Origin of the sequence: Paraburkholderia sp. RL17-381-BIF-C (assembly GCF_046026435.1) — a bacterium.
GTDB lineage: Bacteria > Pseudomonadota > Gammaproteobacteria > Burkholderiales > Burkholderiaceae > Paraburkholderia.
In genome coordinates, this window is record NZ_JARESX010000018.1 from 19,951 (window position 1) to 37,128 (window position 17,178).

A 17,178-nucleotide genomic window follows, 5' to 3' on the forward strand; every position below is an offset into this window, starting at 1 on the left:
GTGGCTCATTCAGCGCGCGTCCAGACGCCGTCGCACAGTGGCCACGAGCCGATCGAACGGGAACGTGCTGGCCGCAAGCGCGGCGGTATCCGGAAAGTACTCGCGCGCAATGTCGGTCAATACCTGTCCCGGCGGCGCTTCGATCAGCACACGCGCGCCCATTTCCTGCATCACGGTGAGCGCGTCGAACCAGCGCACGGTGTAGCGCATGTTGGTCGCGAGATCGTCGCGGATCGCGTCCGCCGTGTACAAAGGACGTCCGCCGCGATTGCCGACATACGTACTGTGCGGCGCGTGAAAAGGCACATCCTTAGCGTAAGCGGCCAATTCGTCCGTGGCCTGTGCGAGCAGTTCGCAATGCGACGGCACGCTCACCGCGAGGCGCGTGGCCTTGCGCGCGCCGGCGGCCAGCGCGCGTGCGATGAAGGCGTCGAGCGCTTCGTTCGCGCCCGCTATCACGATCTGGCGCGGCGCATTCACGTTGCCGATGTAGATATGCTGGTGGTCTTCATCGGCATGCCGTACGGCGAGTGTTTCCACTTGATATTCGGTCAAACCGGAGATGGCGGCGAGACCGTAGCCGGATGGGTAGGCCGTTTCCATCAGCTCGGCACGGCGGCGAACCATCTTCAGCGCATCGTCGAAATGAATCGCGCCGCAGCTTACCGCCGCTGCATAGGCGCCGACCGATAAGCCCGCGCTGATCTCCGGCACGAGCTGTTCATCGGCCAGCGCGCGCGTGAGCGCCACGCCTGCCACCGTCAAGCCGATCTGCACGGCGACGGTCGAGCGCAGTGCGTCCGGCGTGTCCAGTGTGAGCACGTCGACGCCGAGCACCTGCGAGGCTTCCTCGAGTGTGTCGCGCACTGCATGATGCCGAGGCAGGCGATGCAGGAACCCGTCGGTCTGCGCGCCTTGTCCGGGGAAAAGCAGGGCGAGCATCAGGCGTGGCTACCGTGAGTCGCGGTGGCCCACGGATCGGTAATCAGGCGCGGGCCGCTCGCATGGCGTGCCATCACGCGCGGTTTCCCCGCGGCCCATTCGGCCAGCGCCACGCCACCCGCGGGCGTTTCGAGTTGTGCGTCCACGCGAACGCCCACACGTCGCGCCAGTACCTGCAGATGATCCAGCAATTCAATCGCGTGGTTTCGCGCGAGCGGTTTTTCGTCCGTTCTGATCAGCAGATCGAGATCGCTCGACGCCGTTACCGTCGCCACGCGTGTGGCCAGTTCAAAGCCGGCGCTGCCGGTCGGTCCCCACGTCAACGCGCCCAACGGGCCAGCCGCGTCGTCCTGCAACGCGGCGAGCGCGGCGAACGCGGGCAATGCGCCGCGCCCTTCGAGCGGCGTGCTTGACGCCAGCGCTTCCGGCGACACGGCGCTCACCACATCCGCCGACGACGCCCACGTCCCGTAGCGCTGCGAGCGCCCGGCACCGCGCATACCGATTGCAACGAACCCTTCAGCCGCCAGTGCGCGTCTGACGACCGCATACGGCGCGCGTCCGAAAGCCTCGCGCACCCACGCCGGTTCGCCCTCGAAAGCCTGCAAATGTCGCAGGCGCAACAAGTCATGCGGCCGCCATCGCGCATTGCATGACAACGCGTGGTCGATTGCAAACGGCGGCGCGGCGCACACCTGCATCACGCGGCATCCCATTGTTCGGCGAGACGGCGGCGCACTTCGATCGACGCCGCGCGGTTCTTCTGCGCCGCCGCCGATTCCAGCCGATGCGCGAGGTTGCGGCGACCATCGTCGCGCACGCTGCGAATCTGCTCGCTCAGAACTTCGCGCACGCGCTCGATCTGCGCGGCGTCGGGCGCGTCGGCATCGACGCCGTCGATCAACTGGTCCAGCAGGCCGAGCTTGGCGAACGACGCCATCGAGTACGACATCGGCACGATGGTTTCGCCGAGTGCGTCGAGTGCTTCGACCGTGCGGCGCGTGACGCGCGCGGCGGCTTCCTTGCCCATGGCGTGAACCATGGTGCCGGGCGCGTCGAGCGCGACGATGCGGTTGGCCTGATAACCGTGCGCGAGGAAGGCGCCCGACATCGCCGGCCCGACGATCAGCGCGATCACGGGATGACCCGCGTCGCGTGCGGCCGCGTACGCGTCGACGGCCGCCGCACAGGCGAGGTGAATGCCGAGCATTTCCTCGCGATAGCCGTAAGCCTGACTTTTCACGTCGACGATCGCGACGATCGGGCGGCGCGTGCCGCTCGCTTCGTCTCGTGCAATGACGTCGCGCACGGCGCGAGCGAGCCGCCAGCCCTGTTCGAGGCCGACCACGTTGTCGGTGGCGCGAGGAAAGCGGTTTGATGGATCGGGCACCACCGAGAAGAAGTGGACGGTTTCGCCGCCGAGTTGCGCGTCGCCGCTCCACACGGGCGCCTGGCTGGCCGATTCGCCGGCGAGCGCCTGGAACCAGCGCGCGCCGCGGCTGAGTTGTACGTCGCTCATGCTTGCTCCTTGCGCAATGCGTTCTGCTCGTTCTGCGCCTGACGGTTGAACACGTCGCGCATGGTTTCCGGCGTGACGCTGGCGGGATCGATCCGCGCGAGCCGGTTCAGAAAAAGGTCGACCTGTTCGGTGCGATGCGCGGCCGGCACACCTTGCGTGAACGCGGAACGCACGGCGGCGCGCACCGCGTCGGCATCGTCGTCGACCAGTTGATCGGCGAGCGCGGTTGCCGTTCGCTGTTCGCCGCCGATCAGTTGCCACACGCGGCGGCGATCGCTGGCGTCGAGTTCTTCGATGCCGGCTTCCTGTTCGATCACTTCGGGGCCGTTCATGCCAAGCCGCCCCTGCTTCGTGACGACCAGATACGAGCACAGCGCAGCCGCCAGCGACATGCCGCCAAAGCAGCCGACCATGCCCGCGATCACGCCGACCACCGGCACATGCCGGCGCAGCGCGACGATGGCGGCCTGAATCTCGGAGATCACCGCGAGGCCGAGGTTGGCTTCCTGAAGCCGCACGCCACCGGTTTCGAACAGCACGACCGGCCGCACGATCTTGCCGTTTTCGCAGTCGCGCAGGGCCAGTTCGAGCGCCGCGGCGATCTTGCTGCCCGACACTTCGCCGATGCTGCCGCCCTGGAACGCGGATTCGATCGCGGCGACCACGGCGGGCTCGCCGTCGATGGTGCCGCGCGCGATCACGCAGCCGTCATCCGCCTGGCAGACGACGCCTTGCAGCGGCAGCCACGGCGACTCGATCCGGTCGAATGGGCCGAGCAGTTCGCGGAAGGTGCCCGCATCCAGCAGCGAGCGGGCCCGCTCGCGCGCCGGCAGTTCGATGAAACTTTCGCGCAGCATCGGCGCGGGTTGAGTGCTCGCAACCGTGTTCATGCGTCGTCTCCCTGTTCGGCGGCTTCGACGGCTTCCGCGAGCCGCAATGCGACCACGCCGGGCGTCGCGCCGAAGTCGTTGATTTCGATTTGCGCGGCGCCGTCGTAGCGGGTGAAGAAGCGGTCGAGCACGCTTTTCCAGATGTGGCTGTAGCCGTCCACGCTGGTGCGCACGACCACATGCGCGCTCAGCGCGCCGGCCTGATCGGCGGGCGAGAGCAATACTTCCAGGTCGCCCGAACCCACCACGCCGACATGCGCGCGGGTCGTGACGGCGCGTTGCGCCGGATAGTCGAAGGTCAGATGTTCCATGAGTCCTGGCTCCCGCTGGCGTCGTGATGCGCCAGCATGTCGAGAAAGAGAGTGGCGGCGAGCAGATCGGCTGCGCCGCCGGGCGATGCGTTGAGCGACAGCAAGTCGTGTTCGAGCGCGGCGAGGGCGGCGCGGCCCGCGGACGTCGAGCTGCCGCCCGCGTCCAGCACGCGTTGCGCGCCGTGCTGTCCGGCGTGCAGGCCGGGCAACCCCGCGCGATGCAACAGGCAGGTGTCGTCCAGCAACGCCATGATCGAGAGCAGGGCGTCGACGCGCGCTTCGTTTTCGTCGATGCCTCGCGCGCGCGCCGCGAGCAACGCAGGCAAGCCCACGTCGACGACGTGCGGGAAGCCGTCTTGCGCTTCGCGGCGCGCGCCACCGACGTGGTAGCGCTGACGCGCGCGTTCGCCATGACTGTCTGACGGTGCGGCGAAGCGATCCGGGAAGCACGCGATCTGCGCGGCTCCCGTGCAGATTCTCGATGCGTTCAGACGCATGGCGCCTCCAGGCAGCGACGCGCCCGCGACCAGCAGCCCGACGATCCAGATCGCGCCGCGATGCGCGTTGCTGCCGCCTGTGGCGTGCAGCATGTCCAGTTCGCCGGCGCGGCCGATCTGCGCGAGCTCGGTGCGCAGCAACGCGGACGGTTCGCCCCGGCGGCGCGCTGCGCGTGCGAGTGCGGCAAAGGTCGGCTCGAGTGCGTTGGCCGAACGCAGCATGGTGGCGAGATCGAGGTCGTGATGCGCGCCGCTGCCGCGCCGGTCGACCAGCGCGGGCTTTGGCGTGAGTTGCGCTTCGTCGATTAGCGCGGTGACTGCGTAACGGGCGAGTTGCGCGTCGGAGGGCGTGGGCGCGAGGCGGGCGGTGCGCGGAGCGGTGTGCAGAACGGTCGTGCCGTCAGCGGCGCCGGCAAGTGCAGCCACTCCAGCCACTCCGGCAGGTCCGGCGCGAAGATCGGCCTGCGTCGCGCGTACGGCGCGAGCGCTCGGAGTCGACGCTTGCGCCGTACGCGCGAGCAAAGCAGCGGGCGCCATGCTTACCAGCTCCTGAAGCGCGCCGGCGGTTCGTACAACCCCCCCGACCACGTCACCAGATCGTCGATGCTGCGCGCCGCCAGCAGCGAGCGCTTGGCCTCGCCGCGACGAATGCCGAGATCCTCGGGATACGCGACGATGCCGCGCCGGCGCAACTCCGCGGTCTTCTCCGGTTTGGCACGCAGCCCGATCGGCGTCACGCCGGCCACGGCGGCGATCGCCGCGCGCCGCTCGTCGATACCTTCGGCCTTATGCAGATGCGCGATGCCTTCCTCGGTGACGACATGGCTGACGTCGTCGCCGTAGATCATCACGGGCGCGATCGGCATGCCGCTTTTCGCGCCGACCGCGACGGCGTCGAGTTCATCGACGAAGGTCGGCTCGCCGCCTTTCTTGTAGGTCTCGGCCATTTGCACGACGAGCTTGTGGCCACGCGACACCGGGCCCTGATCGCGCAGCAGCTTGAGCCACGCTTCGCTCGAATGACGCCGGCCGCGCGGATCGTGGCCCATGTTCGGCGCGCCGCCGAACCCGGCCAGACGCCCCCGCGTGACGGTGGACGAATTCGCGTCCGCATCGATCTGCAAGGTCGAGCCGATGAACAGATCGACGCCGTATTGCCCGGCCAGTTGGCAGAGCACGCGGTTCGAGCGCAGGCTGCCGTCGTTACCGGTAAAGAAAACGTCGGGACGCGCCTCGATATACGCCTCCATGCCCACTTCGCTGCCGAAACAATGAATGCTGTCGACCCAGCCCGATTCGATCGCGGGAATCATGGTGGGATGTGGATTGAGCGTCCAGTTGCGGCAGATCTTGCCCTTCAGGCCGAGCGACTCGCCGTAAGTGGGCAGCAGCAATTCGATCGCGGCCGTGTCGAAACCAATACCGTGATTCAGCGATGTCACGCCGTACGGTTCGTAGATGCCGCGAATCACCATCATTGCGGTGAGCACCTGCAGGTCGCCGATATGGCGAGGATCGCGCGTGAACAGCGGCTCGACGGCGAACGGCCGGTCCGCCTGCACGACCACGTCGACCCATGAGCCCGGAATGTCGACGCGCGGCAATTCGTCGACGATCTCGTTGACCTGAACGATCACGATGCCATGACGGAAGGCGGCCGCCTCGGCGATGGTCGGCGTGTCTTCGGTATTCGCGCCGGTGTACAGATTGCCGTGACGATCGGCCTTTTCCGCGCACAGCAGCGCGACGTGCGGCGTCAGATCCACGAACATGCGCGCGTACAACTCGACATACGTATAGATCGCGCCGATTTCCAGTTGGCCGTCTTCGAGCAGTTGCGCGACGCGCAGGCTTTGCGGCCCGGCGAACGAGAAGTCGACTTTATGCGCGATGCCGCGCTCGAACAGCGTCAGATGCTCAGGACGGCCAATGCTCGAAATCAGCAGATGCACGTCGTGGATCTTTTGCGGATCGACCTTGGCGAACGAGCGCGACAGGAAATCGGCCTGTTTCTGGTTGTCGCCTTCTAGGGCGACGCGGTCGCCTGGCTGAATCAGCGTTTCGAGGGCATCGACGATACGGTTCGACGGCAGCACGCCGTCTTCCAGCCAGGGTGCAATGGCGGCGAGGCGGCGGTTCTTTTCGTCGCGGCGCGTGGTCCACGAACGGGCGGCGGTAGGGGGCGACACTGCGGACGCAGCGGCTTGGGCGGGTCGGTTCATCGGCTTCTCTCAGCTCCCGGTGGCGGCGCGCGGGCGTCTGCCGCGCGGCTTGGGTTGATTCGCTAGCGCGGCTTCAGCCTGCGCGCGCTCGGTCAAAAAACGATAAAGCAGGTCGCCCGTGCCCAGCAGATGCGCGACAACCAACGCCTGCGCGGTGGGCACGTCGCGGCGTTGCACGGCGTCGAGCAGGGCGGCGTGTTCATTGTCGGACTCGCCCTTGTACGACGGCAAGCCGAACTTCAGGCGTAGATATCGTTCGCCGCGCCGGTGCAGCGTACCGATCATGTCGGCAAGCTGCGGACGCGCTGCGGGCGCATACAGGCTCATGTGAAACGCCACATTGCGCTCGACATACAGCGAAGGGTCGGCTTCGCGTTCGGCGGCGCGGCACAGACTGGCGCTTTCGCGCAGCGTGGCGGCGGTGTGATGGGGAATCGCAAGACCGATCGCAAGGCTTTCCAGCGCCGAACGGATCTCGTAGATCTCGCGCGCTTCTTCCGCCGACAAAGGGGCGACGGTCGCGCCTTTGTGTACAGCGGCTTTGGCCCAACCCTCGCTCTCCAACTGCCGCAAGGCCTCGCGCACGGGAATTGCGCTGACTGAGAAATGCCGCGCGATCGCGTCTTGCCGCAGCGGCGCGCCAGGCGCCAGCGTGCCGTTGACGATCGCCGCGCGCAGCGCCTCCGCGATCAGGTGGGACGTGCTCTCACGCGGCGCGGCCGCAGGTAAAAGCGGGCTTTGCGCCGGAGCGTCCAGGGGAAAACCATCTATTGCATCGCTCATAATATTAAATATTATATATAAAAAGACGCAAATTACAGGTGGGCAAACCCGCAAAACATTTTTGCCGTTCTGCTCGCCAATGCTCCTGACCATTCGTACATGCACGCCGTCAGGTCATCACAAACGCGCCATCTCTCGTCGTTGCCGTTACGTACATTAACCGTTGGGCCGGAGGAGCATGATGAATTCACTAACCGACCGCGCGTCGGTCACGCGGCGTCGCACGCCGCTCAACCGTTCGCAGATCGCAGGCTTCTGGGGAGCGTGGGCAGGCTGGACGCTCGACGGGATGGACTCGTTCATCTATGCGCTCGTGCTAACGCCGGCGTTGACCGAACTGCTGCCGCGCTCGGGTTATGCGGCGACGCCCGCGAACGTCGGCCTCGCCGGTTCAATCCTGTTCGCGCTGTTTCTGGTCGGCTGGGGCCTGTCGTTCATCTGGGGGCCGCTCGCCGACCGCTACGGCCGCACCAAGGTATTGGCCGGCACGATCTTCACGTTCGCGATTTTCACGGGCCTCGCGGCGACCTCGCACAACGTGTGGGAACTCGGCATCTATCGTTTCATTGCCGGTGTCGGTATTGGCGGCGAGTGGGCGCTGGCCGGGACGTATGTGGCGGAGGCGTGGCCGGAGGATCGCCGCAAGATGGGCGCCGGTTATCTGCAGACGGGTTACTACGCCGGCTTCTTCCTCGCTGCGGCGCTGAATTACACGGTCGGCGTGCATTACGGCTGGCGCGCGATGTTCCTGACCGGCGCGGTGCCCGTGGTGGTCGCGATTCTGATCCTGCTGCGCGTGAAAGAGTCGGAGAAGTGGCAGAAGGCCGAGGCGCGCACGGTGCGCACCAAACCGCTGCGCGAGATCATGGGACCGGCGTATCGGCGCCGCACCTGGGTGGCCTGCATTCTGCTGACGATCGCCATCATCGGGTTGTGGGCCGGCGCGGTGTACGAGCCGTCCGCCGTGATTCAACTGGCGACCAAGGCCGGCATGGCCAAGAACGACGCGATCAGAACGGCCTCGCTGGCCACGGGCTTGTTGTCCATCGCGACGATCCTCGGCTGTCTCGCGTTGCCGCCGCTAGCCGAGCGCATCGGCCGCAAGAAGACGCTGGCGATCTACTTCCTCGGCATGGCGATCGCGATCGTCGGCAGTTTCGGCTGGGCATTTTATTTGCCTAACGGTCTCGCGCCGTTCATTGCGTGGCTGTTCGTGCTGGGATTCTTCGGTGGCAATTTCGCGCTGTTCAGCTTGTGGCTGCCGGAGCAGTTCGAAACACGGGTGCGAGCGACGGCGTTTGCGTTCTGCACGTCGTTCGGGCGGTTCGTCGGCGCGGGCGTCAATTTTCTGCTCGGCGCGGCAGTGCTGCATATGCATACGCTCGGCGTGCCGGTGGCGCTGACGGCGCTGGCATTTATCGTCGGCCTGTTCGTGATTCCGTTTGCGCCGGAGACGAAGGGCGAGGTGTTGCCGCAGTGAGTTGGCGGCTTGGCTGAGCAGGGTGAGGCTGGCTTCGCGCATGATTGCGTGCAGTCAGCCTCCGCCACGCGCGGTTCAATCAATTGATTGTCGGCATGCATCTCATTTCGTGAAACTAATTCGGTATCCAGATGAAGTTGGTCGAGAACTTCTGCCAAATTACTGGCGATTAATCGCACGAATGCCGTCGCGCCCGTCCACCCGGCCGTAGCAACGAAAGCAGCGGCCACCCGAGATTGACCCCCAGACTCGCGACCACGATCAACGCCATGCCGGCAAGCTGCGGCATCGATAAGGCCCGCCCGTACACAACGGCATCCACCAGGATCGCCGTCAACGGGTACACGAACAGCAACACGGCAATGATCGGCGTGCTCAGCTTGGGCAACGCGCCGTAAATCAGCACATACGACAGTCCCGTATGCAGCACGCCCATGCCAACCAGCCAAAACCACTGCATCGGGCCGATATGCTCAGCGGTGAGCGGCGCAATGAACGGCAGGCACACGACGCCCACGGCACACTGCGCGAGCGTCAGCAGATGCGGCCGTAAATCGCCGAGTCCCTTGGCGATCACCGTAACGCTCGCATACAGCACCGAACCCGCGAGCGCTTCACCAATGCCGATCAGATAGCTCGTGTGGCCTTGCAGATGCTCGGTGGCCGCGACGCCCGACGCGAGCACGAGTCCCACGAAGGCAGTCGCAATCCATCCGAGCCGGTCCACGCCGAGCCGCTCGTTGAACAACGCCGCGCCCATCAGCACGACCCAGAACGGCTGCACGTGAAACACCACGGTAGCGACCGCGATGCTGGTGCGATGAATCGCATCGAAGAACCCGACCCACTGCGTGACCATCAGCACGCCCGAGATCAGCGCGAGCGCGACGGTGCGTCGCGTGAAATGCGCGTGCGTGAAGAAGCCTTTCCAGGCGCAATACGCGGCGAGCGCGAGAAAGCCGAACAGGCAGCGAAAGAACACCAGCGTCAGCGCGCCGAGCCGCGCTTCCTCGACGAAGATCCCGATGGTGCCCATCAACAGCCCGCCGCTGGCCAGCGTGATGGCGCCTTGTTGACGTTGGGTGAGGGACATGCGCAGCGGTCTCCGTGATGGTATGTCGCGAGTATTGCGCGGCTTGCACGGTACCGACAAACGAATTAAATTGAGCAATTCCATAAGCTGAATTGATAAATCATGCACCCGGAATTCGACGTCGATCTGTTGCGCACTTTCGTCGCGGTGGTGGAAACGGGCAGCTTCACGAAGGCGTCGGCGACCGTGCATCGTTCGCAGGCGGCCGTCAGCATGCAGATCAAGCGGCTCGAAACCATGCTCGGCACGACGCTGTTCGCCCGCAATACGCGCAATCTGTCGCTCACGCGGCCGGGCAATACGCTGCTCGAATACGCGCGGCGCGTGCTGGCGCTGCATGAGGAGGCGTGGTCGGCGATCGTGCGGCCCGAGGTCACCGGGCGGGTGGTGCTCGGTGCGCCGGACGATTACGTATCCTCGTTGCTGTCGCCCGTATTGCGGCGTTTTTCGAATCTGTATCCGCATGTGGAGATCGAAATCGTCTGCGCGCAGAGCACCTCGCTCGCGCCGATGCTGGCCGACAACAAGATCGACCTCGCCTTCGTCACGCGCGACCGCAAGTTACGCGGCGAATTCGTGCGCAGCGAGCCGATGGTGTGGGTGGGGGCGTCGGTGGATACACCTGTGCTGGCGGCGTCGCCGCTACCGGTGGGACTTTACGAGCCGGGCTGCGTGGCGCGCCAGCATACGCTGGCCGCGCTGGACGGCGCGCGTATCCGCTATCGCGCGGCGTTCAGCAGCGCGAGCCTGATGGGGCTGGTGGCGACCGTGGATGCGGGGTTGTCGGTGATTGCGCTCACGCGTTGCAGCGTGCCGCCGCGCTTCGCGATTCTCGGTGAAGCGCAGGGCTTGCCGAGCATCGCGCCGCTGGAAATCGTGGTGGCGCGCAGCGCCAAGTCGGACCGGCCGACGTGTGATTACCTGGCCGCGCAGATGGTGCAGGATTTGTCGGTGCGGCCCCAATCGCGTGGGGCGTCGGCCTAGCGGCGAGACGAGGCGACGGCGAGTCGAGTGGCCGAAGGCGGCGGCCAAGTCCGCCTTCGCACTTTTTGATATTCAAACGCGGCGACTAGGCACGCGCGTAAGCCGTCACCTCGCCATCTACCGCGAGCCGGACCTGTTCGCCTGGCCGCGGGCAAAGATAACCCGGCACGCGCGCGCGGATCAGGGTTCGCGTGGCGGCGCGCAGTTGCAGCGCGACGCCTGCGTCCTGTCCCTGGAAGACCACCTCCGTGACGACCGCGTCATGCACTGGCGCGCCGTTGTGCAGCGTGTCTTCGGCGCGCAGCAGCCGGATCTGCTCGGGCCGCACCATCACATCGACAGCGCCTTCGCCTATCGGCCCGGACAGCGGCAATTCGCCCAGTTCGCAACTCACGCGGTTCTGACTGACCACGCCCGGCAACAACACCGCCTCGCCGACGAACGACGCCAGCTCGCGCGTCACGGGCCGACGGTAGAGGTTTTCCGGTGTCGCCGTCTGGATCAGCCGGCCGTTCCACAACACGGCCACCTCATGCCCAAGCGACAACGCCTCGGATTGATCGTGCGTGACCAGTACGGCCGTCGCGCCGGTCGCAGCCAGCGCGCTTGCCACGGCTTGCCGGGTTTCGAGTCGCAGTGCGGCGTCGAGCGAGGAGAAGGGTTCGTCGAGCATCACCAGCGTGGGCGACGGCGCGAGCGCGCGCGCCAGCGCGACGCGTTGCTGCTGCCCGCCCGATAGCTGCTGCGGCGCGCGTTCGCCGAAGTTGGCCGGCAAGCCGACCAGCTCAAGCAACTCGGCCACGCGATGCCGCGCGCGGCGTTGCGCGCGCGGCAAGCCGAACACGATGTTCTCCGCCACGGACAGATGCGGAAACAGCGCGCCTTCCTGCGGCACGTAGCCGATATGGCGCTGTTCCGACGGCACATGCAGACCGTCGCCGGCCACGCGGCGGCCGTCGATTTCGACACTGCCGCCATCCGCGCGTTCGAAACCGCACAAGAGGCGCAGCAGCGTGGTCTTGCCGCTGCCCGACGGACCCAGCAGCGCCAGCAACGTGCCGCGCTCGACGGAAAGATCGATGCCGTGCAGCACCGGTTGGCCGTCGAAAGATTTTTGCAGCCCGCGGATACGAAGTTCGCTCATGACAATCCGATGGTAAAAGCGCGGCGCGTCAGCCGCGTTCGCCGAGTAGCGCCGACTTGCCGAGCAGCGTGAACAGCAGGCCCGAGGCGAATAGCGAAATGCCGGTGAGCAGCGCCGCGTACGGCGCGGCGGCGGCGAACGCCATGGTCGAGGTGTCGGCCCAGACCTGGGTGGCGAGCGTTTGCGTGTCGAGCGGGGAGAGCAGCAGCGTCGCGTTCAGTTCGGTGACGACCGAGATGAACACCATCGCCGCGGCCGCGCCGAGTCCAGGCGCCGCCAGCGGCAACACCACGCGAAACAGCGTTTGCGACCAGTTCAGGCCGAGTGCGCGTGCGGTCTCTTCGAGGCGCGGCTGCGCCTGTATGAAGGCGGCGCGCACGCTGACCAGCGCCACCGGCATGAACAGCATCGCGTAGGCGATCACCAGCAGTGTCGCGCTCTGATAGAGCGGTTGCAGCACGTGGACCGCGAGCGACACGATCGCCAGTGCGATCACGAGACCCGGCACGCCTTGCGCGAGAAACACCGTGCGTTCGAACAGCGTCGCGAAACGGGTCGGATAGCGCACCAGCAGGAACGCGAGCGGCACGACCAGCAGCGTGGTCAGCAACGCGGCGGCCAGACCGAAACCGAGCGATGAGAGCGTCGCATTGAACAGCAGTTCGGGCGACACGTCGGCCGGCGTGACGGCAGCCGCGCCCGGTTGTGTGAGCCAGTAGCCGATCATGCCGAGCGGCACGCCGAGCGTAGTGAGCGACAGCAGCGCAAAGCCGCCGACGACGATCCAGCGCCACACGCCGAGGTCGTAGCGCAACACCGCGCGGCGGGTGCCGCGATCGACGCGTTCATAACGCGCCGCGCCGCGCACGCGGAACTCGAATGCCAGCACGATCAGGCAGATCACGATCAGCAGGCACGCGAGCAGCGACGCGCCGCCGCCATCGAAACTGGTGCGGAATTCCGCGTAGATCTGCGTGGTGAACGTGTGAAAACGCAACAGCGTGAACGCACCGAACTCGGACAGCACGCCGAGCGCGACCAGCAGCATGCCGCCGAGCAACGCGGGACGCAGTTGCGGTAGCACCACGCGAATGAAGGTGGTCCAACGGTTGCAGCCGAGTGCGCGCGCGCTTTCTTCGAGCGCGGGATCCATGCTGCGCAACGCTGCGGCGACCGGCAGATAGACGAGCGGAAAATACGCGCAGGTGAGCACGAGCAGCGCGCCCGCGAAGTCCTGCAAATCCAGGCTCAGCGACACCCATGCATAGCTCGAGATAAAGGCCGGCATGGCGAGCGGCGCGGCGCTCAACACGGCCCACGCGCGGCGTCCCGGCAAGTGCGTGCGTTCGACGAACCACGCGGCAGCCGTGCCGACCACCGCGGAGACCAGCGTGGTCGAGACGGTGATCGTCAGCGTGTTGATCAGCAGTTCGCCGACCAGCGGACGGAAGATCAGATCGATCGCCTCGCCGGCGCCAAAGCTCGCGGCGCGCCAGAACGTCAACGCGATCGGCAGCAATACCAGCAAAGCGCTCAGTGCCGCCGCCGCGAACAGGCCACGCGGCGCGCGCGGACGGGCGCGCGCCGGGTCAGAGGGGACAACCGGCGGGCCGGCTGACAATGCTTCGCTCATTTACAGGAGGCCTGCCTGGCGCAGCAGCTTGCCGGCCTGGCTGTCGTCGCCGAGTTGCTGGATGGTCAGCGGCGGCGGGCTCAGTTCAGCGAACGGTTTAAGAATCGGGTCAGGCGCGACACCTGCGTGCAGCGGATATTCGAACATGACGTGGCTATTCGCCATCAACTGCTGCGCGCGGTCGCTGACCAGGTACGCGAGAAACTTCTGGGCGCCGTCCGTGTTGTGCGCGGACTTCAGCACCGCGGCGCCCGACACGTTCACGGCCGCCCCGGCGTCGCCGTTGCCGAAGTGATAGATCGCGCTGCGGGTTTTGCCGTCGCCGAGTTCGGCATGCAGGCGCGCCCAGTAGTAGTTGTTGATCAGTCCGGTCGCGACACCGCCGCGGTTCACTGCGGCGACCACGCCTTCGTCGTCGTCGAAAATCTGCGCGTTGGCTTTCAGGCCCTTGAGCCACTGCACCGTTTGCGCCTCGCCCTTCAACGCGAGCACCGCGGAGACGAGCGGCAGGAAGTCGCCGTCGCTCGGGGCAATGCCGATCTTGCCTTTCCATTCCGGCTTGGCGAGATCGAATAGCGATTGCGGCAGTTGCGATGCCTGCACCTTGGTGGTGTTATAGGCAAGCACGTTTTCACGCGCGGTCACCGCCACCCATGCGCCGCTCGGCGAACTGAAGCGCGCCGGCACGGTGGCGAGCGTCGAGGCGTCCACCTTGTTCAGCAGGCCTTTCTCTTCGAGCAGCATGAGCTCGGGCGAGTTTTCCGTGAAGTACACGTCGGCGGGCGTGGCGGCGCCTTCGGCGACGATCTGCGCGGCCATGGCCGGCCCTTCGCCGTTGCGGATCTTCACCGAAATGCCCGACTGTTTTTCGAAGTCCTTGGCGAGCAGATTGACGACCTGCTCGTGCTGCGCGTTATACAGCGTGATCGACGCGGCGTGCGCCGCCGACGGCACCGTCGCGAAAGCGGCCAGCGTGAGCGCGGCCGCGCTGCTCAGAACACGCAGACGAGTGCCAAACCAGTTGTAAGCCATGATCCAGAAATCCGTTTTGATGTGATAGTTGATTTGTGTTTTGCCGACTGCGCGGCTCGCATTACGCCTCGAACAATCCCGCGCCGATATACGAACCCGGCTTCGCGCCCGGCGGCACGGCGAAAATCGCGCTGCCTACGTGCGTCGTGAACTGGTTCATCATGTCGAACTTCGCGAGCTTGTCGTTGATCGGAATGAAGCCGGTGCGCGGGTCGCCCTGATGCGCGATGAAAATGAGGCCCGCGTCGTATTCGGTTTCCTGGCGCCATGGCGGCCAGCGCTCGATGTAGAAGTTCGTGCCGTCGTTATACGAGTACGAACGCCGCAGAATCTGCGCGCCGTTGTTGCTCGCCTGATTCGACAGACGCACGTGCGAGTTCTCCGGAATCACCGGATTGCCGTCCTTGTCCTCTTCCTTCAGGTCCACGGCGTCGAACTCGTTCTTCTTGCCGATCGGCGCGCCGCTGTACTTGTGGCGCCCGAATACCTGTTCCTGAAAGTCCAGCTCGGTGTTGTCCCAGTGCTCCAGCGTGATGCGGATGCGTCGCACGACGGTGTAGGTGCCGCCTTCCATCCACGGCGCGTCGGCGCTGGCGCCGGCCCACACGAATTCGTTCATCAACTGCGGCTTCGCGGTGGACGGATTGTTGGTGCCGTCCTTGAAGCCCATCAGATTGCGCGGCGTCTGACCGCGCGGACCCGACAGGAAACCGGACTGGCCCCAGCGCATCGCCGCCGTGCCGTAAGCGAGACGCGCCAACTGCCGGACCGCGTGAAACGCGACCTGCTGATCGTTCGCGCAGGCCTGAATGAACAGATCGCCGCCGGTTTTTTCCTTGATCAACTGGTCGCCGTTAAAACGCGGCAGATCGACGAGCGCGGCGGGGCGGCGCGCGGCGAGGCCGTAGCGATCCCTGCCTTCGTGCGTGAAAAGACCGGGGCCGAAGCCGAAGGTGATCGTCAGGCCGCAGGGGCCGAGGCCGAGCACATCGCCGGAATCGGGCGCGGCCTTGTTGTCGCCGGCGTCGCCGGTCGGCAGCGGCGCGGCCGTGCCGCCTTGCGTGAGACGCGCGGCGGCGTCGGTCCACGCGCGCAGCAGCGCGATCACGTCGTCACGTTTCTCGGTGGTCAGATCGAGCGCGGCGACGTAGGTGTGGCTTTGCTGCGGTGTGACGATGCCGCCTTGATGCACGCCGTAGAACGGCTCGACGGCCACTTGCGGATCGACGGGGGCATGCGCCTGCGTTCTGGCGAGCGCGCTCTGCGACGTAGCCAGCCCCGCGCCGAGGCTCGCGCCTGCTGCGACCGCGGCACCGCCCGCCTTGAGAAACCCGCGCCGTGAAGGCCGGGGGGGGTGATCGTTTGCCATGGTTACTTCACCTTCATTTGGCGTTGGAACATTGAAATCACTTCGCGAGCACGAGCGTGTTCACGTCGTCCTGCACGTAGTAGAAGCCGTCGCCTTCAGGCGTCATTGCGAGGCCGAACAGGTCGCCGTTGCCCGGCGGCGATTGCGCCTTGTCGGTGTCGATCCAGCGCGCGTAAATCTGCTTGCCGCTCGCCGGGTCGATTTCGACGATCTGGCCGTTCAGCGCATTGGTCACGAGCAGGTGGCCGTTGGGCGCGGTGACCATGGCGAGCGGGCGGTGCAGCAGGCCGTCGGCGGTCAGTTGACGGCCGACGCCCGCGCTCGTGTCGCGCGTCATCGGTTCGTCGATTTCGGTGATGCGGTTGCCGATCGCGTCGGACACGTAGAGCAGTTTCTGATCGGCCGAAAGCGCGAGGCCGGTCGGGCCGACGAGGAACACGCCCTTATCCGCCTGCGCGCCGAAGTTGCTGCCCACCACCGTTTCTTTCTTGACGACGGGCGGTTTGCCGGCCGGCACGTCGAGATCCAGGCGCAGCACGGTGGCCTGCTTGAATACCGGCGGATTGCCGTCCGCGCCGCCCACGCCGAAGCCTGCGTTGCTGACGAACAGCGTCGCGCTGGTGCCGTTGTCGACGACCGCCATGTTGCCCCACGGGTCATTGATGTTCGGGCTCGTGATGGTCGAGGCGACCTTGCCTTGCGGATCGATCACGATCAGGCAGCCGGCGCCCTTGGTGCCCGTGGTGCCGTCGTTGCTCGGCGTGCTGCCGACGATCACGTAGCCGGACTTGAGCATCGTCATCGCGGTCGACAGGCCGATACCGCCCGGGCATTCCTTCAGATCGCGCGGCACCGTGGCGAACACCGTCATCTCTTTGGTGTCCGGGTGATAGTTGATGATCGTGCTGCCGGTGCCCTGCAGATTGGTCGAGTTGTTGAAGTTGCCGACCAGCACGTCACCTTGTTTGACGGTGCCCGCCGTGACCGGCGCGACCACCACCGCGTACGGATTCTGGTCGCCGTTGCCCGGCACGGTATTGATCAGCGTGGTGTGATGCTTGACGGTTTCGAGGAAGCCTTGCGGCTCGGCCTGCGCGCTGCCGGCCGTCGCGAATGCGGCCACGCTGACAGCGGCGGCGATCAAAGGCCGTGCAAGGGGCCGTGCGAGCGGCCATGCGAGGGCCCGCGCGGCGCGCGGCGAAAACTTGCGCGTGGGGTTGTTCACGATTGAGCCTCCGTGCCTGCGCACAAAGCGGTGATTGCGGTCATGATCGAAAGC

General features: G+C 66.1%; 16 protein-coding genes. 2 read left to right on the forward strand and 14 right to left on the reverse strand.

What is annotated here, in order from left to right; all coding sequences use genetic code 11:
* Nucleotides 1-9 precede the first annotated feature (9 nt).
* From mdcH to P0D70_RS13745, 8 genes are all read right to left on the reverse strand, one after another.
* Complete coding sequence (gene mdcH / locus P0D70_RS13710; RefSeq protein ID WP_408184893.1) at nucleotides 10-942, reverse strand: malonate decarboxylase subunit epsilon; 933 nt, start codon at nucleotides 940-942, stop codon at nucleotides 10-12.
* Nucleotides 942-1,643, reverse strand: a complete 702-nt coding sequence (locus P0D70_RS13715; RefSeq protein WP_408184949.1) for a malonate decarboxylase holo-ACP synthase — start codon at nucleotides 1,641-1,643, stop codon at nucleotides 942-944. Before P0D70_RS13715 ends, mdcH begins: the two co-directional genes overlap by 1 nt.
* On the reverse strand, nucleotides 1,643-2,461 hold the full coding sequence (gene mdcE / locus P0D70_RS13720) for a biotin-independent malonate decarboxylase subunit gamma (protein ID WP_408184894.1): 819 nt from the start codon (nucleotides 2,459-2,461) through the stop codon (nucleotides 1,643-1,645). Before mdcE ends, P0D70_RS13715 begins: the two co-directional genes overlap by 1 nt.
* Nucleotides 2,458-3,351 (reverse strand): biotin-independent malonate decarboxylase subunit beta, encoded by an 894-nt coding sequence (locus tag P0D70_RS13725; RefSeq protein WP_408184895.1) that lies wholly within the window; start codon nucleotides 3,349-3,351, stop codon nucleotides 2,458-2,460. Before P0D70_RS13725 ends, mdcE begins: the two co-directional genes overlap by 4 nt.
* Nucleotides 3,348-3,662: a malonate decarboxylase subunit delta gene (locus tag P0D70_RS13730; protein WP_408184896.1), complete on the reverse strand. Its 315-nt coding sequence runs from the start codon at nucleotides 3,660-3,662 to the stop codon at nucleotides 3,348-3,350. Before P0D70_RS13730 ends, P0D70_RS13725 begins: the two co-directional genes overlap by 4 nt.
* A complete protein-coding gene (locus P0D70_RS13735) occupies nucleotides 3,650-4,594 on the reverse strand; it encodes a triphosphoribosyl-dephospho-CoA synthase (RefSeq protein WP_408184950.1) in 945 nt (314 codons plus the stop codon). Before P0D70_RS13735 ends, P0D70_RS13730 begins: the two co-directional genes overlap by 13 nt.
* A gap of 104 nt (nucleotides 4,595-4,698) precedes the next feature.
* On the reverse strand, nucleotides 4,699-6,381 hold the full coding sequence (gene mdcA / locus P0D70_RS13740) for a malonate decarboxylase subunit alpha (RefSeq protein WP_408184897.1): 1,683 nt from the start codon (nucleotides 6,379-6,381) through the stop codon (nucleotides 4,699-4,701).
* 9 nt (nucleotides 6,382-6,390) lie between these two features.
* Nucleotides 6,391-7,164 (reverse strand): GntR family transcriptional regulator, encoded by a 774-nt coding sequence (locus P0D70_RS13745; protein ID WP_408184898.1) that lies wholly within the window; start codon nucleotides 7,162-7,164, stop codon nucleotides 6,391-6,393.
* Nucleotides 7,165-7,345: 181 nt separating this feature from the next.
* Between P0D70_RS13745 and P0D70_RS13750 the strand changes: the two genes are divergently transcribed.
* Nucleotides 7,346-8,644, forward strand: coding sequence for an MFS transporter (locus P0D70_RS13750; protein ID WP_408184951.1), 1,299 nt, complete (start codon nucleotides 7,346-7,348; stop codon nucleotides 8,642-8,644).
* Between the two features lie 169 nt (nucleotides 8,645-8,813).
* Here the strand turns inward: P0D70_RS13750 and P0D70_RS13755 are convergent, their stop codons facing one another.
* Nucleotides 8,814-9,737 (reverse strand): DMT family transporter, encoded by a 924-nt coding sequence (locus P0D70_RS13755; RefSeq protein ID WP_408184899.1) that lies wholly within the window; start codon nucleotides 9,735-9,737, stop codon nucleotides 8,814-8,816.
* Between the two features lie 102 nt (nucleotides 9,738-9,839).
* On the opposite strand from P0D70_RS13755, the gene P0D70_RS13760 reads away from it, so the two are divergent.
* Nucleotides 9,840-10,721: a LysR family transcriptional regulator gene (locus tag P0D70_RS13760; protein WP_408184900.1), complete on the forward strand. Its 882-nt coding sequence runs from the start codon at nucleotides 9,840-9,842 to the stop codon at nucleotides 10,719-10,721.
* Nucleotides 10,722-10,806: 85 nt separating this feature from the next.
* Here the strand turns inward: P0D70_RS13760 and P0D70_RS13765 are convergent, their stop codons facing one another.
* From P0D70_RS13765 to P0D70_RS13785, 5 genes are all read right to left on the reverse strand, one after another.
* Entirely contained in the window at nucleotides 10,807-11,865 is a 1,059-nt protein-coding gene (locus tag P0D70_RS13765) for an ABC transporter ATP-binding protein (protein ID WP_408184901.1), read from the reverse strand.
* 28 nt (nucleotides 11,866-11,893) lie between these two features.
* Nucleotides 11,894-13,498 carry an ABC transporter permease gene (locus P0D70_RS13770; RefSeq protein WP_408184902.1) on the reverse strand — a complete coding sequence of 535 codons (1,605 nt, stop codon included), beginning with the start codon at nucleotides 13,496-13,498 and terminating at the stop codon, nucleotides 11,894-11,896.
* Entirely contained in the window at nucleotides 13,499-14,530 is a 1,032-nt protein-coding gene (locus P0D70_RS13775) for an iron ABC transporter substrate-binding protein (RefSeq protein WP_091802179.1), read from the reverse strand.
* Between the two features lie 61 nt (nucleotides 14,531-14,591).
* Nucleotides 14,592-15,899, reverse strand: coding sequence for an iron uptake transporter deferrochelatase/peroxidase subunit (efeB, locus tag P0D70_RS13780; RefSeq protein ID WP_408184903.1), 1,308 nt, complete (start codon nucleotides 15,897-15,899; stop codon nucleotides 14,592-14,594).
* A gap of 37 nt (nucleotides 15,900-15,936) precedes the next feature.
* A complete protein-coding gene (locus P0D70_RS13785) occupies nucleotides 15,937-17,124 on the reverse strand; it encodes an NHL repeat-containing protein (RefSeq protein WP_408184904.1) in 1,188 nt (395 codons plus the stop codon).
* Between the last annotated feature and the right edge of the window lie 54 nt (nucleotides 17,125-17,178).

Coding starts and splice junctions, on each gene's coding strand:
- mdcH (WP_408184893.1), bottom strand. CDS start 942: ATGCTCGCCCTGCTTTTCCCCGGACAAGGCGCGCAGACCGACGGGTTC.
- mdcA (WP_408184897.1), bottom strand. CDS start 6,381: ATGAACCGACCCGCCCAAGCCGCTGCGTCCGCAGTGTCGCCCCCTACC.
- P0D70_RS13730 (WP_408184896.1), bottom strand. CDS start 3,662: ATGGAACATCTGACCTTCGACTATCCGGCGCAACGCGCCGTCACGACC.
- P0D70_RS13715 (WP_408184949.1), bottom strand. CDS start 1,643: ATGCAGGTGTGCGCCGCGCCGCCGTTTGCAATCGACCACGCGTTGTCA.
- efeB (WP_408184903.1), bottom strand. CDS start 15,899: ATGGCAAACGATCACCCCCCCCGGCCTTCACGGCGCGGGTTTCTCAAG.
- P0D70_RS13765 (WP_408184901.1), bottom strand. CDS start 11,865: ATGAGCGAACTTCGTATCCGCGGGCTGCAAAAATCTTTCGACGGCCAA.
- P0D70_RS13755 (WP_408184899.1), bottom strand. CDS start 9,737: ATGTCCCTCACCCAACGTCAACAAGGCGCCATCACGCTGGCCAGCGGC.
- P0D70_RS13770 (WP_408184902.1), bottom strand. CDS start 13,498: ATGAGCGAAGCATTGTCAGCCGGCCCGCCGGTTGTCCCCTCTGACCCG.
- P0D70_RS13725 (WP_408184895.1), bottom strand. CDS start 3,351: ATGAACACGGTTGCGAGCACTCAACCCGCGCCGATGCTGCGCGAAAGT.
- P0D70_RS13775 (WP_091802179.1), bottom strand. CDS start 14,530: ATGGCTTACAACTGGTTTGGCACTCGTCTGCGTGTTCTGAGCAGCGCG.
- P0D70_RS13760 (WP_408184900.1), top strand. CDS start 9,840: ATGCACCCGGAATTCGACGTCGATCTGTTGCGCACTTTCGTCGCGGTG.
- P0D70_RS13750 (WP_408184951.1), top strand. CDS start 7,346: ATGAATTCACTAACCGACCGCGCGTCGGTCACGCGGCGTCGCACGCCG.
- P0D70_RS13745 (WP_408184898.1), bottom strand. CDS start 7,164: ATGAGCGATGCAATAGATGGTTTTCCCCTGGACGCTCCGGCGCAAAGC.
- mdcE (WP_408184894.1), bottom strand. CDS start 2,461: ATGAGCGACGTACAACTCAGCCGCGGCGCGCGCTGGTTCCAGGCGCTC.